At 43.8% G+C, this 13507-nt stretch carries 14 protein-coding genes; 7 read left to right on the forward strand and 7 right to left on the reverse strand.

What is annotated here, in order from left to right:
* Nucleotides 1-60: 60 nt before the first annotated feature.
* The 4 genes from LEP1GSC050_RS08295 (at nt 61) to LEP1GSC050_RS08310 (ending at nt 4925) form a co-directional block, all read left to right on the forward strand.
* The gene (locus tag LEP1GSC050_RS08295) at nt 61-1182 is read left to right on the forward strand and encodes a peptidoglycan DD-metalloendopeptidase family protein (protein ID WP_020987649.1); all 1122 of its coding nucleotides are present in this window, start codon (nt 61-63) and stop codon (nt 1180-1182) included.
* A 76-nt stretch (nt 1183-1258) separates the two neighbouring features.
* A complete protein-coding gene (locus tag LEP1GSC050_RS08300; protein ID WP_020987291.1) occupies nt 1259-2359 on the forward strand; it encodes an alpha/beta hydrolase in 1101 nt (366 codons plus the stop codon).
* Nucleotides 2360-2626: 267 nt separating this feature from the next.
* Nucleotides 2627-3994: a histidine kinase dimerization/phosphoacceptor domain -containing protein gene (locus LEP1GSC050_RS08305; protein WP_010570774.1), complete on the forward strand. Its 1368-nt coding sequence runs from the start codon at nt 2627-2629 to the stop codon at nt 3992-3994.
* A gap of 106 nt (nt 3995-4100) precedes the next feature.
* Entirely contained in the window at nt 4101-4925 is an 825-nt protein-coding gene (locus tag LEP1GSC050_RS08310) for a crotonase/enoyl-CoA hydratase family protein (RefSeq protein WP_010570775.1), read from the forward strand.
* A 17-nt stretch (nt 4926-4942) separates the two neighbouring features.
* Here LEP1GSC050_RS08310 and LEP1GSC050_RS08315 read toward each other — a convergent pair whose 3' ends face one another.
* Nucleotides 4943-5122, reverse strand: coding sequence for a hypothetical protein (locus LEP1GSC050_RS08315; protein ID WP_010570776.1), 180 nt, complete (start codon nt 5120-5122; stop codon nt 4943-4945).
* Between the two features lie 127 nt (nt 5123-5249).
* Here LEP1GSC050_RS08315 and LEP1GSC050_RS08320 point away from each other — a divergent pair, with 127 nt between their 5' ends.
* The gene (locus LEP1GSC050_RS08320) at nt 5250-6098 is read left to right on the forward strand and encodes a tetratricopeptide repeat protein (RefSeq protein WP_016549473.1); all 849 of its coding nucleotides are present in this window, start codon (nt 5250-5252) and stop codon (nt 6096-6098) included.
* 51 nt (nt 6099-6149) lie between these two features.
* Here LEP1GSC050_RS08320 and LEP1GSC050_RS08325 read toward each other — a convergent pair whose 3' ends face one another.
* The 5 genes from LEP1GSC050_RS08325 to LEP1GSC050_RS08345 form a co-directional block, all read right to left on the reverse strand.
* Nucleotides 6150-7445 (reverse strand): hypothetical protein, encoded by a 1296-nt coding sequence (locus LEP1GSC050_RS08325; protein WP_010570778.1) that lies wholly within the window; start codon nt 7443-7445, stop codon nt 6150-6152.
* A 255-nt stretch (nt 7446-7700) separates the two neighbouring features.
* On the reverse strand, nt 7701-8474 hold the full coding sequence (locus tag LEP1GSC050_RS08330) for an LIC_10740 family protein (RefSeq protein WP_010570779.1): 774 nt from the start codon (nt 8472-8474) through the stop codon (nt 7701-7703).
* A complete protein-coding gene (locus tag LEP1GSC050_RS08335) occupies nt 8455-9549 on the reverse strand; it encodes an N-acetylmuramoyl-L-alanine amidase family protein (protein WP_010570780.1) in 1095 nt (364 codons plus the stop codon). Before LEP1GSC050_RS08335 ends, LEP1GSC050_RS08330 begins: the two co-directional genes overlap by 20 nt.
* Nucleotides 9516-11186 carry a DEAD/DEAH box helicase gene (locus LEP1GSC050_RS08340; protein WP_010570781.1) on the reverse strand — a complete coding sequence of 557 codons (1671 nt, stop codon included), beginning with the start codon at nt 11184-11186 and terminating at the stop codon, nt 9516-9518. The genes LEP1GSC050_RS08335 and LEP1GSC050_RS08340 overlap by 34 nt, the downstream gene beginning before the upstream one ends.
* Complete coding sequence (locus tag LEP1GSC050_RS08345; RefSeq protein WP_010570782.1) at nt 11183-11983, reverse strand: class I SAM-dependent methyltransferase; 801 nt, start codon at nt 11981-11983, stop codon at nt 11183-11185. The genes LEP1GSC050_RS08340 and LEP1GSC050_RS08345 overlap by 4 nt, the downstream gene beginning before the upstream one ends.
* A 155-nt stretch (nt 11984-12138) precedes the next feature.
* Between LEP1GSC050_RS08345 and LEP1GSC050_RS08350 the strand changes: the two genes are divergently transcribed.
* Nucleotides 12139-12597: a RidA family protein gene (locus tag LEP1GSC050_RS08350; protein WP_010570783.1), complete on the forward strand. Its 459-nt coding sequence runs from the start codon at nt 12139-12141 to the stop codon at nt 12595-12597.
* Nucleotides 12587-13111, forward strand: coding sequence for a hypothetical protein (locus LEP1GSC050_RS08355; RefSeq protein ID WP_010570784.1), 525 nt, complete (start codon nt 12587-12589; stop codon nt 13109-13111). The genes LEP1GSC050_RS08350 and LEP1GSC050_RS08355 overlap by 11 nt, the downstream gene beginning before the upstream one ends.
* A gap of 40 nt (nt 13112-13151) precedes the next feature.
* Here LEP1GSC050_RS08355 and LEP1GSC050_RS08360 read toward each other — a convergent pair whose 3' ends face one another.
* Nucleotides 13152-13484 (reverse strand): metal-sulfur cluster assembly factor, encoded by a 333-nt coding sequence (locus LEP1GSC050_RS08360; protein WP_010570785.1) that lies wholly within the window; start codon nt 13482-13484, stop codon nt 13152-13154.
* Nucleotides 13485-13507 lie beyond the last annotated feature (23 nt).

A 13507-nucleotide genomic window follows, 5' to 3' on the forward strand; every position in this document is an offset into this window, starting at 1 on the left:
CCCCCTTCCTGTTGAAAAACTCGGGCAGAGTCCAAGCTGCCCGACCGATAATTAGAACGTATGATCTTTAAGAAGCCCAGACAGCTAACCGCCGGAAAAGAACTACTCCGGACGGATAATTTCACGCTGATTTATCTTGGCTCTTTCCACTTTCATTATTCCTTTTATTTTAAAGGTAATCTATATCACGGAAGTGTCGACTTCCGAAGACGAAAATTCCGGATGATCCCTGCAATTGCCTCGATACTTTTCGTGATCTTTTTCCTCGGGATTTGGATGAGCCCGTCCAACGCGTCTATGGAAACCAAAGTCGACGAAATCTCCGAAAACGATTCGGAAGATCTGAAGGCCAAAAAAGGGGACGAGAAGTTTTTGGAAGAATCCGAAAAAGCTAAACTCACCATTTTAATGGCAAATGAGATTCGCAATCCGGCGGATAAAAAGAAACAACTAAAGGTAATAACGTACAAGGTTAAACGTAATGAGTCCCTCTCCGAAATTGCGACTCGTTTCAAAGTTTCCATGGAATCGATCGCAGGTTCGTCCAATATCAATTTGGAAGAAGCATTATATCCCGGTCAAATATTGCAAATACCGAATAAGCAGGGACTTCTTTACAAAGTCAAGGCAGGAGATACAATCGCACGGGTTGCGTCTTTATACAAAGTTAATTTGGACGAAATCCTGGAGGAAAACAAACTCGATGATTTGGATGTCCTCCGTCCTGGACAAAAGGTATTCCTACCCGGAGCAGTCATCCCGGATCCGACTCCAAAATGGGTGGTTCCGGTTTCTTCGCACATCGTCACGTCCAACTTCGGATGGAGAACCTTCCCGCAGCACAAATTTCACGAGGCATTGGATTTAAAAGCCAACTATGAAGCAGTAATGGCGGCTCGTAACGGGAAGGTCATCTTTGCCGGCTGGATGGGCGGTTACGGAAACGCGATCGTTGTGGAGCATAACGACGACTTTAAAACCTTATATGCGCATAACTCTCGCTTAAACGTAAAACGGGGAGACTACGTGGTAGGTGGAAAGAAAATCGCTACTTCCGGTTGCACCGGTTATTGCTTCGGACCCCATTTACATTTTGAAGTCATTCACAAAGGCAAATCCGTAAATCCGGCCAAATATCTGAAAGGCTTAGCTTTCAAAAAAGGGTCTAAACCGAATCATTAACGCGCCAATAGGAAGTAAGCGTACTGATCGACCTTTCTTCTTGCCTAATTCGCCCGTTTTAAAAACTCTTCGGAACATGTCTTTCTTCCTAAAAAGTATCACTCAAACTTCACACCTTTGTATCGTAGCTTTCCTTTTTTCCTGCGGACCTTCTTTTGCGGAATTAATCGAACGAAGGACCTCCAACTCGTACGCATCCACTCAAGCAATGGAAGTTTTTTTTGTAACTGTACGATCCACGAATCCTGCAGCTCAGGTTGCTTGCTCGAACGCGTATTTTATGGTTTTCGGGAACCAAGTGCAAAAGACCGGAAGTTGCGTGGTCAGCGTCCCCGCAGACAGGGAAGTCGGTGAAATTCCTTTCGGACTCGGTGCGAGAGATAAATTCTTTCAATTTTTAGAGCACAGAATTAACGCGGGGAACCTATCTATCGAAGAATCCGATAAGCTTTGGTGGAGTAGAATCGAAGAAGATCCCTTTGATGAAATCATCGTATTTGTCCACGGCTTCAACGTCGGATTCGAGGAGGCCGTTTTGCGCACCGCCCAATTGAAATACGACTTAAAATTTCCGGGTCGCGTCGTGACGTTTACGTGGCCTGCCGGAGGAGACGCCTCGCTTTTAGGTTCCCTACTTCTGAAAAATACGTATGAAAAAAACCTGATTTCGGCCAGATCTAGCAGGGAACCATTTAAAATTTTCTTAAAGAGAATGATCAAAACTGGAAAAAAAATCCATTTACTAGTTCATTCCATGGGACATCAAGTCGCGCTCAAGCCCATCGCCGAAATCGCAAAAGAATCTTCGAATTCGTTTATTCATGAACTAGTGTTAAACGCACCGGACTACGAAACTGGGGAATTTATCCTTTTACTCGATCCTTTGTTAAGATCGTCCTCAAGAATTACCTTATATTGTTCACCGGGAGATTCGGCTTTACTTGCCTCTTCACAGATTCACCAGACAGGTCGCCTCGGTAACTGCTCGAAATTTCCCGGCGTCGACGTAGTTAATGTGAATCCCATCGATTCTTCGATGATTTCCTTAGGTCACGGATATTATTCATCCAGGCCGATTCTTACCGATCTATATCAGCTTTTCTTAGGGGTAAAGGCCGACAAGCGCCTCTTCATCCGAAAATCCTACGGAAACGAAAACTACGTCCTTCGTAACTGAAAAATAAGCAAGAAGGATTAGTTGGTAAGAAATCGGATTTAGCCATTCTAAAAAAAATTTTGGAACGCACGTTCGAATTAACAGTAATTCTTAATTTCTTGAAGCTTTCTAAAATGAAAACACTTAAGTAATAAAAAATTCGATCCCGATCGATTAATGATTGCGTCCGACACTTCTTCGTTTTTGTAAACCTTTTCGTTCACAATTTCATAAAGGAATTTATATTAATGTGATTGAAACTATAACTTTTATTCGTAAATTAGAAGCATGCTCACGAAACCGAAAATTCTCGTGGTTGAGGACGAAATCATCGTCGCCGTTAATTTAGGACAAAAACTAAAAAAACTGGGTTACGATCTCGTGGGAATTACCTCTTCGGGAGAGGAGGCCATTCAAAAGGCCGAAGAGAATCATCCGGATCTAGTATTAATGGACATTAATATTGAAGGGAATCTGGACGGAATACAGACTGCGGAAGTATTACGAAATCGATTTCAAACCCCCGTCATTTATCTTACGGCATACGCCGACGAAAATACTCTTAACAGGGCAAAAAGAACCCAGCCGTTAGGATACATCGTAAAACCCTTCGAATCCGATCAACTTAGATCTTCCATCGAAGTTGCATTGTACAAGAATGAAGTGGAATTTAAGAATCGAAAAAGCGAAGAGTCGCTAAAATCGACTTTGAATAAAATCGAATCGGGTATCATTACTACCGACGAGAACGGCCTTGTGGTATTTTGCAATCCTGCCGCCGAGCAAATCACCGGACTTAATTTTTCTGAATGCATCGGGCAACCGCTTTCTAAAATCCTGAAAATAAAGGACAACTTAGGAAATCAGCGACAGATTCCGATTTCTGAACTTCTAGGTCAGAATAATAACGTGAGCTGGGACGGATTGGTAGTCATCAGCGCAATGGGAAAGAAAATCCCCGTTTCGATCAACACCTCTCCGATTTTAAATACGGAAGAGAAAGTAACCGGCTTTATCACGGTACTTCGAACCGAAGATTCAGACGACCCTGGCCAATCCTATCTAAAAGAAATTCATCATCGAATTAAGAACAATCTTACTATCATCTCCTCCATATTAAGTATGAACGCGAACCATCTTAAGGATCAGGAAAGCGTCGATATCTTTAAGGAGAGTCAGCATAGAATCCACGCAGTGGCTCTTCTACACGAAGTTTTATATGAAAACCACGATCTTTCGTCCATCAGTTTCGATCTATACGTTCGGAAATTGACGGATCTTTTATTCGAAGTCTATAAAGTGGACAGAAGCAAATTTAAACTGACCTTGGATATTCAAGAATGTCGAATTCCGAGCGAAACTGGAATGAATTGCGCACTGATTATTAACGAACTTTTAACAAATTCTTTTAAACACGGATTCGTCGGTCGCGAGACAGGAGAAATCTTAGTCCGATTCTTTAAGAACGACGGGAATTTTATCTTAGAAGTGAAGGACGATGGAGTCGGATTGCCTGCCCAGGCAATCCGGAACCGCAATCCACATTCGTTAGGGCTTTCCTTAGTGGACTCTTTCGTAAAATTATTGCATGGAAAGCTGGAATTGGAAAATTCCTCGGGCTGTCTCGCCCGTCTCTCTTTTCCCGTTAAGAAGTAATATATAACCGCAACGAAAACCCCTTTTTCAATCCGATCGATATCGATTGAATAAAATGAGAAAAAATGGTAGCCTGGTAAGTTCCCGCCTAGCTATTCTGAACGACATGAAAACTTCTTTCGAATTCTTCGAAATTGTCCCGAGAAATGACGGAACTGCGATCGTTTATTTGAATCGTCCTGATAAAAGAAATGCCATGGACTGGAGTTTCTGGAGAGACCTTCCGGACGTGATAGAAGAGATTGATTCCGCATCGGAAATCAGAGCCTTCGTCATAGCCGCTCGCGGTAAGTCTTTTTCAACCGGGTTGGACCTGGATTCATTTTTTCAGCAATTCGGGAGCATAGTGCAGGGAAGTTACGGAGATGATCGTAAGAAATTCTACAATCTTATCCTGCAGATGCAAAAAGGAATTAACGCGGTTTACGATTCCTCTAAGCCGTCGATTGCAGCAGTACACAAACATTGTATCGGCGGAGGATTGGATTTGATTTCGGCTTGCGATATTCGCTATGCGACTTTGGATGCAAGCATTTCTCTTCGTGAAGCGAAGGTAGCCATTGTTGCGGATATGGGATCGATCAATCGATTGCCGGGTATTATTGGGCAAGGTCATACGCGTGAACTTGCCTTTACGGGAAAGGATATAGACGGATCTGAAGCATACAGAATCGGTCTCGTTTCGAAATTATTCGATACGCAGGAAAAACTCATGGAGGGAGCGCTCGCAACCGCAACTGAAATCGCCGCCAATCCGAAAATCGTAGTTCAAGGTGCTAAAGAAGTCATGAATTATGCGGAAGGCAAGCCGCTGGACGCGGGATTGAATTACGTTGCTCTCTGGAATTCGAGTTTTTTGGACTCCAGAGATTTCAGAGAGGCCTCGCTATCCTTTAAGGAGAGAAAGCGTCCCGAATATAATAGGCTCTAACGGACGAATCTAGGCGTTTATGCGTAAGCGTCTAGTAAACGTGCTTTTCCTTCGATAGCCTGGGATTGTAATTTCGTCTCAATACCGACTTTCAAAAGTTTTGAATTGAGATCCGCTTGTGCTTGAAAGATCTCTTTAGGTAGATTCGCGATTCTCTCGAGCATTAAGGATTGGCTGGCTTGGTTGCTGATTTCCATATTCACTCCTCTCCGGCGAATTCCGCCGAAATTTTCGGGTTTTTCTCTTTCTGTTTCCCCATTTCAATCATCGGTTAATCAAAGGAAAACTTGATTATTTTAGCTTTTTTTTTAACCTGTCCCCGTCGTGGGATTTCGGGAATTGATACGCAGCGCCATTCAAAGGGAGAGGCAACGGGAATTTACAAAGGCCTTTAATTTGTACAAAGAATCTTTGAATTTCACCGAAAATCCTAAAACAGTCCTAAAAGTAAAGAATCGTCAAGCCTGGTGCCAATATTACATCGGAAATACCCGGGAAACTTTGAATTTGTTTCAGGAACTCTTGGATAAATTCACCCTCCATCCGGAAAGTCATCTTCATTACTCGAATTATCTAATCAAGGTTCACAATTATAAACTCGCAAAAAAGATTTTAGGGAAAGCTGTGGAATCTTTTCCGGACCAACTTGAGTTGTATCTAACTCTAGCTAGCCTCTTGAAGGACACGGATCGATCTAACGAAGCGATTGCGGTTTTAAAGCAGGCCTTATCGCAGGAAAAACTTTCCCGCGGACGCGGAATCAAAAGAAAGGATATATGGGCAGAGTTAGGTTACCTTTATTTTCAGAGAGGCGACTATAATTCCGCCCTCGCATCTTTAAAAACCGCCATGAGGATGGATGAAGAGGAAACTTTCCTGCATTACGATATGATCGCGCAATGCTATTTGAAAGTGAGTGATCATAAGAATGCTTTAAAATTCATCGATCTTTACATTAAATACTTCGGAGAATCCGACGCGGACATCCTGGTTATTAAGGCTCGAGCGCACGCGCAACTCGGGGAAAGTCACCTGGCCTGTGCGTCCCTCCTGCAAGCATACTCGATGGAAAACGGATTAAAACTTTCCGCCGAAGATATGGTGGATTTCGGCCCGTTGCTGCAAACAGGTTTCTTTGATACCCTGGAAAACGTCGAAATCGACGAAGCTTAAACTATCTTTCATCGAACCCATCTTCCTCTTCCGATCGAGTAAAGCCGAAATCTAAAGATTCTTTAATAAAGGTCTCAATTCTTCCAAAATCTGCTCTTCAGGAATCGTAATATCCAGTTTTTCGATTCTTTTCGGCACTCGACCGGACGCTACATCGTCCGCAAGGGCTTTTATCTTAGCCAAAATAAATTCATCCGTACAATTAGAAATAGATAATATATTTGGAATATCTCTACCCCAAGAAAAACGTAATCCTGGAGAATCCACAAAGAACGATTCCGTAATTCCGTCTCCTTCCTTATCGATCATAGTATACACGGTGGAATCTCCGGTGATAACTACGACTTTCTTACCTTTAAGATATTTATCCACTTTGATACGGGTATTCGTCATGTCCCGATTCCAAAGATAGTAATACAACTTATCGATTTCGGCATCAATGAGGCGATCTCTCCCCTTTTTATACAATTCGCCGTATTTCTTTCCGACTTCCTCTTCGCCTATCATTAAACCGTCCACTTCCCTAGGACTCGTCGAATGCAGATAGTAATCAGGAGCGCCATTCATATGATTCGTAAAGACGCTTTGTTCTTTGCGTTCTCCCGGATACGGATTTGTTTCCTGTCCCGGATTTCTTAAAAAATCCAATAAGAACTTTTTTCTAGAATTAGTCTTATCTTTAAGTTCCGAATACCGGTTCCGTAACGCACCGGTTCTCGGAGAATCCTTACCATAAATGCGCTCCGACCTTGAATATTCGGCGTATGCGGATTTTTCGGCTCCGTACGATTTGAGCAACTCTTCATCAAATTTTAATAATAGATCGAACTCTTTCGATCTTTGCTCCAGTTCCCCTATATTTGCGGAGACGACTACTGCATTATCCGAAGCCGAATTCTTTACATCGGAATTCTGTGAAGGATTCTTTACCTGACTTGATGTGGGTTGACTCCGTTCGGCTTCGGGCAATTTGCGATATTCCTGCTCGAGTTCCCGTAATCGAGTGTATCGATAAATTTTTTCAAGATATTCTCGCTCTTTCTCGCGAACTTGCGCCGGATCGTCGAACCCATCCTTTAGTAAAGTAAGCTGTCCTCGTTCGATGATCACTAGGGTTGACTCGGAATTATCTTTGGCGGCATTCCGATCCGAAAGCGCCTTTCCATCCTTATCGACTAGCTGAATATAATGAAATGCCAAGCGATCCGTACGAAAATCGGTAATATTTCCGATCTCGGGTGCAGTTTGTAGGTCCGCCACGGAAGAAGCAGCAGTAAAGGCCCATAATATAAGAATCGGAGGGCATTTTTTTATTATCGCACCGAATGAAATTTGAATTCGCAGCATAGCTACATTTAATATCGGTCAATCGGGGGAAGGAGAAAAGGTTCCGGGACAAATACCTAGTTTTTTTGCGGGATTCCCCACCCTTCCTGGGCGGGGGCCGGAGCGAAGCGGCGGAGTTCCGGCGTTCTTATCATATTCTCGCTTATTGTGCAACCGTTTTATAAACGGGTGCTATGTGGGAGCTCCTACGCCCAGGCCGCCGGAATAGTCAGTCCAAATAATCGATCTTGTCCGTGCAGAAGCGGTGAGGATTCGTTATTTCGTAGGTTCGTTCTTTCTAAGATGAGACTCGGTAAGTGAATAGTTCAATCCGGGAATTTCTTCCTGCTCCCCGCCCAATCTGTACTCGATACGATTTAATTCAGGGTAGTTCTCGAATAGCGTGCGTTCTACGGCTAAGAATGAAGACGATAAGAGCGCTAGTTTCCTACGGGTAATTTCGCGCGATTTCTCCTCTTCGCTCATCTGACTCGCATAAGTATAATCGATTCTGAACTTCATTTCCGAAAGAAGGTCCTCAAGAGTCGATTTCCGCATATCCAAAATCAGCAGATCCCCTCTTTTCCAGATTGAAATCACCGAGTCCTGAAGATTCGGCAATTTTTTTAAGTTTCTAAAGTGGACCGCGTCGTTCGGCACTGACGGATCGAAGAAGCTTGCCTCTCCGACTTCGCCCACCAGAGTAATGACATCATGCCGAAAATCTTTCCCATCTAAGAGTACTTTTCGATGAATCGTAAAGATTTCACCTTCACCATCCGAGCCGTAAACTATTAAGGATTTGCGAGGATCAAAATTGGGTAAATCGTACAGAGCGAACGGAACTAGCAATTTCAGGGGATTCTTCCCGGCGAGAACGAAACCGGTAAGGAAAAGCAGGAATAAAATCCAAGAATAAGTTAGAAATAATAATCGCCTCGTCTCGGACGAATTTGCCGGCAAAGTAGATAGACTGAAAATCCAAGCGTAGAACTTCTCCCATCTTGCGTGGATGTGTCTGAAAACATTTTTAATCTTTTGCCAGTTCATAGGCTCGTATTCCTTCCAGGATGCTTTTTGCAACCCGAACTTGTTGAGCCTGACTCGCCAGAAGTTCGGACTCTTTCCCGTTAGTCAAATAACCCATCTCCACAAGAATTGCAGGCATTAAGCTCCCGCGTAAAACTGAGAAATCGGCCTTTTTGACCCCTCGGGACAATATCTTAGGACCAAGCTTTTTTTTCATCTCCGATTCGACATTATGTGCGAGAGAACGGCTTCTGCGTTGGACCAGGGAAGATAACATTCCCGCCTGTATTTTTTTAATACCTAAGCTTCCCTTTTTTCCGACAATACGGTTTTCCAGAATAGAAGTCTCCCGAGCAGATTCGGTAGAAGGTGTTTGCGAAAGATAATACACTTCGAAACCGTTTACATCCTCGGATATCGATGCGTTACAATGCAAACTGACGAATACGACCGATCCGCCTTTTTGAATTTCTTTATTCGCAATTTCCGATCTACGTTCCAACTCGACGAAAGTATCTTCTCCTCTCGTCAAAACGACTCTTACTTCCGGATACACTTTATTTAGAAACTTCTTCAGTATTTTAGCGACTTGAAGCGAGACGGATTTTTCTTGTAAACCTTTATTAGAAGAGGTGCCCGGATCCTTTCCGCCGTGACCTGCATCTAGGATAATTGAAGATAAACGAAGAAGCTCCGCCTTCGGCAGAATCTCGAATACCAATTCGGTATCATGAAATTCGTATTTAACATCGTCGGGTAAGAGACGTACAAAAATGGCCTCAACCACTTCCGGAGGTAAAAGAAAATCTCGATTCTGATACAATACTGGAAGACTTGTTTTTTCTAAACTTCCGTTGATTGCGTAAAAAGACGAGCCGATCCGAAAACGAATTTCACCGGAAGGATGAGAAATCGAACCAACGAGAATCGCCGGTTCGAATTTTGTTTGGAGGCTGGGAATCCTTTTACGAATTTCCTCCAAGTGCACATAACGATTTTTTCCGATCGTAGCTATGCGAACTTGGGCGGAAAGCGGAGCAATTCCGAAGAAAAGGAATAGAATCAGTCCCCGAAGAAGGATGTGATTTTTTTCCAAATGGATTCCTTCTGCTTGGATTGATTTCTTGAAGATTCGTTGATATCGAATAGATTCCGTTTCTTCTTATCGTAAATATCGTTTCTAGGAGTTTGTGTCGTTACGGAATTTTGTACGAACCCATTCTCCTTTGGACGATTTTTATTTTTCTTTTTGCGCTTAGGATTCTTATCCCTAGATTCTACGACCGCACCCATAACGGTATCGGCCTTTTGTAGAAATTGTTCCGCTTCTTTGATAACGGCTTCAGGTCTTTTCTTATCGAAAGGCTTCGGTCCACGCGGATCCCTATTTCGATCTCGATTTTCCCTAGGTCCCCGATCCTTATCCGCAGCATGTCGGTTGCCGTTTGAGGAGACTGGGCGTTCCTCTTTTTTGTGGAAACCGCCGTCGCGTCCTTGAGGGCGTCTACCGTTTCCATTTCCGTTTCTCTCATGACGCTGGTCTCTCCCTTTGGGCGCCTGATCGTAAGCGTCTCCGGCAAGAAACGGTTCGAAAACCCCTTTAGGAAAATCTAATAATTCTTCGTCGACAGGAGTGACTTCTATCTTTTGCTTCAAGTAACGTTCTATTTTCTCGAGCTCGTTATAGTCGGTCTCCGAACAAAAGCTGATGGACTTTCCGAGTCGCCCCGCTCTCGCGGTACGTCCTATTCGGTGAACATAGTTTTCGGTATCTTGCGGGAGATCATAATTAAATACCACCCCGATATTCTCGACGTCGATTCCACGACTGGCAACGTCGGTCGCAACCATGAATTTGAATCGACCAGACTTGAAATCTCTCATTAAGCGAAGTCTTTTTTTCTGGTCCAAATCGGAGGAGATTCCGGTTACCGGAATTCCGTACCTACGGAGAGTCTGAACGATTCGAGGAATATTCGCTTTAAAATTAGTGAATATAATTCCCTGGCCGTCGACTTCTGCGTCCAAAATCGCGTTTACCATGTAAGGGAGTTTTTCTTCCCTTCCTAGGTGAACGAGTTTTTGATCGATTCTTTCGGTGATCAGTTTATCGGGATTAATCTGGATCTCTACAGGATCGTTCATAAAGCGATACGCTAATCTCATCACTTCGACCGATAACGTGGCGGAAAACAAGAGAGTCTGTTTACGATTCTTGCACTTATGAAGTAACCAACGAATGTCGTTGATGAAACCCATATCGAGCATTCGATCGGCTTCGTCTAGGACGAAAAACTCTACTTTGTCTAAATCCGCAGTACCGCCTCTAGCCAAATCGATCAGACGCCCTGGTGTGGCGACGATGATTCCGTTTAGAGCCTGCAAATCGCGGTTTTGCGACTTGTAATCGGTACCTCCGATGATCGGAACGACACGGTAGTCGGTGTACTTTAGGAGCTTCTCCGCTTCCTCGGATATCTGGATCACAAGCTCTCTTGTAGGAGCTAGTATAAGCGTGCTGACGCCTTTGATTCCCTTGGTCAGGATGTTGTGGATGATCGGAACAAGAAAAGCTACTGTCTTTCCTGTGCCGGTCTGAGCTAATCCGGTGATGTCCTTCCCCTCTATTCCATGGGGGATGGCCTTCTCCTGGATCGGTGTAAGCTCGACGAAACCTGCTTTTTCGATTGATTTTTGCAGATTTGGTTCGAGGTTTAATTCTTCGAATTTCATATATTTTTAATCGCGATTAAGTGAAATGTGTCCGCATAGCATGCGAGATTCGCATAACGGATAAATAGAGGATGAGTTAGATATTTTCCCTTCCAGCCCCGATCTCTGTTCGGGTGGTAGGACATAGGTTTCTTATATACCGTGCGCCAACCGTACAATTTCAACATTTTTTTCAGGGAATTAGGGGAATAATCCCAAAAATGGTCGCTCGGATGGTTCTGAAACCAATCGGCCGGATTCGTGCTATAAGACGGTCCGAATAGGGAAGGAAGTCCTAAAAAGAGGACTCCCCCCGGTTTTACCAAATTTGAAATTCGACCAAAAACCGTCTCGGCGTCTCGAAAATGCTCAATTACGAAAAAGGCGCAAACCGTGTCGAATTTCTCACTCGGTAGGAACTTATCTTCCAAAAAAGAGCCCGATTTTACATCTAATCCCAGCTGACTCTTTGCATAATCTGCTTCAGTGCGGGAAAGCTCCAAACCTTTTACTCGATATCCTGCCTTTCTGGCCTCGTCTAAAAAAAAACCGGCTGCACAACCGATCTCAAAAAGTGATTTTTGATTCGGATCTTGAAACATCCTTAAAGCAGACAATCGGCGCTTCGCCAAATCCCGTACTTGGGGCTCATCTTCGTGATAAGTTCTATCGTACTGATTTTTGTATTCTTCCTGAAAGTATGAATCTTCATACTCTCGCTCTTTGGCGAGTTTATAGAAATGCACTCCCGTCCGACGGCAAACTAGGTACGCATCGGGATATCTCGGGTGGGGTTCAAGGTCTAAGATAGAATCCATTCCTCTCTATTTGTCCTTAGGATCTCTCGACAAGTTCTACGGTAAAGGAAAATCCTCTTGTTTTCAGTCGAAGCCCTCCGAATCTTATCATTCTAAACTGCTTGAAAAAGCCGAAAAACCCTATATTAGTAAGGGTCACCGGGAGAAATATTTCAATGAGTGTTCTTGAAAGGATCAAATCCTTAGGTCGCGAATTACCGCCTGCGCCAAAAGCGATAGCCGCTTATATTCCTGCGACCCGTGCCGGCCAATTTGTATTTACTTCCGGACAACTCCCGATGCGGGAAGGAAGCCTAATCTCCACCGGAGCGCTCGGTTTTGATCTATTAGTCAGCGATGTAAAAGAAGCCACTGAACAGGCTACATTAAACGGCTTGGCTGCGATATCTGCGGTCGCCGGTGGATTGGATAAAATCAAATCGATTGTTAAAGTCGGAGTTTTTGTTGCCTCTGCTTCCGATTTCACCGAGCAGCATTTAGTGGCAAATTATGCCTCGAATCTTCTTTTGGAAATCTTCGGGGAGGCAGGTCGTCATGCTCGCTTTGCAGTCGGTTGCGTTTCCTTACCGTTAGGCGCTCCAGTAGAAGTGGAATTGACCGTGCTTGTGGATTAAAGACTTAATGTTCGCAGCTTTATTCAAAGATCTCAAGCTAGCTATACCTGCCCTCCCGATCATTCTACAGGGATGGCAGCGCTTCCTCCTAGGTTTATACGGACAATTTAGGGAATTCTTCTCGGAAAAAACCGGAAAAGAAAAAACGATTTTTCTACTGGCATTCGCTCAGTTCGTCCTGAGCCTTTCCAGCTGGGTAAGTTATACGATTAATTTGGGCGCCGAAGAACGGGAGAATATCCGAGTAGCGACGAATATCTTTTTCATACTCCCTTCGTTTTTCGTCTTTTTCTTCGGCGGATTTTGGAGAAGCGACTGGCTATATAAATTCCTATTTATACTTCAAATCTTTGTCGGGATACTGTTGGGGTTGGGAATTTTGATGCCCGACGTTTTTTTCGTAAGCTTTATCAACGATGCGGATTACGATTATAACTGGAAGTTCTACTCATTTTCCGGCGTTTGGATCATGACAACCCTTGTCGTAGCCACCTCCGTGAGTTCGAAAGAATGATTTCACTTCGAAATAACCTGAAAGACGCTATTAGAAAAGATCAGTAATCAAATATGCCTAAATCCATTTTAGCTTCTTCGGAGGCCATGGTTCTCGGATCCCATTTCGGAGTCCATACGACTTCCACTTCGGCCTCGTTAACCCCGTCGACGCGAAGAGCATTATCTTGTATTTCTTTCTTCATTTGCGGTCCCGCAGGGCATGCCATAGAAGTGTAAGTCATCTCGATTTTTGCCTTACCTTCTTCTACCTGAATTCGATATATCAAACCGAGCTCTGCGACGGAAATGCCTATCTCCGGATCTTCCACCCTGCTGATTTCATCGTATATCTTCCTTTCGATGTCTGTTTTAGGTTCTTCTAATAAAGGCATTTTAACTCTCTGTTTGTCTTCCT

It is taken from the genome of Leptospira broomii serovar Hurstbridge str. 5399, assembly GCF_000243715.2.
Taxonomy (GTDB): Bacteria; Spirochaetota; Leptospiria; order Leptospirales; family Leptospiraceae; genus Leptospira_B; species Leptospira_B broomii.

What these genes read in the sequence shown, in the direction of transcription:
- LEP1GSC050_RS08300 (WP_020987291.1), top strand. Translation starts at nt 1,259, where the DNA reads ATGTCTTTCTTCCTAAAAAGTATCACTCAAACTTCACACCTTTGTATC.
- LEP1GSC050_RS08295 (WP_020987649.1), top strand. Translation starts at nt 61, where the DNA reads ATGATCTTTAAGAAGCCCAGACAGCTAACCGCCGGAAAAGAACTACTC.
- LEP1GSC050_RS08350 (WP_010570783.1), top strand. Translation starts at nt 12,139, where the DNA reads ATGAGTGTTCTTGAAAGGATCAAATCCTTAGGTCGCGAATTACCGCCT.
- LEP1GSC050_RS08310 (WP_010570775.1), top strand. Translation starts at nt 4,101, where the DNA reads ATGAAAACTTCTTTCGAATTCTTCGAAATTGTCCCGAGAAATGACGGA.
- LEP1GSC050_RS08330 (WP_010570779.1), bottom strand. Translation starts at nt 8,474, where the DNA reads ATGAACTGGCAAAAGATTAAAAATGTTTTCAGACACATCCACGCAAGA.
- LEP1GSC050_RS08325 (WP_010570778.1), bottom strand. Translation starts at nt 7,445, where the DNA reads ATGCTGCGAATTCAAATTTCATTCGGTGCGATAATAAAAAAATGCCCT.
- LEP1GSC050_RS08305 (WP_010570774.1), top strand. Translation starts at nt 2,627, where the DNA reads ATGCTCACGAAACCGAAAATTCTCGTGGTTGAGGACGAAATCATCGTC.
- LEP1GSC050_RS08360 (WP_010570785.1), bottom strand. Translation starts at nt 13,484, where the DNA reads ATGCCTTTATTAGAAGAACCTAAAACAGACATCGAAAGGAAGATATAC.
- LEP1GSC050_RS08340 (WP_010570781.1), bottom strand. Translation starts at nt 11,186, where the DNA reads ATGAAATTCGAAGAATTAAACCTCGAACCAAATCTGCAAAAATCAATC.
- LEP1GSC050_RS08315 (WP_010570776.1), bottom strand. Translation starts at nt 5,122, where the DNA reads ATGGAAATCAGCAACCAAGCCAGCCAATCCTTAATGCTCGAGAGAATC.
- LEP1GSC050_RS08345 (WP_010570782.1), bottom strand. Translation starts at nt 11,983, where the DNA reads ATGGATTCTATCTTAGACCTTGAACCCCACCCGAGATATCCCGATGCG.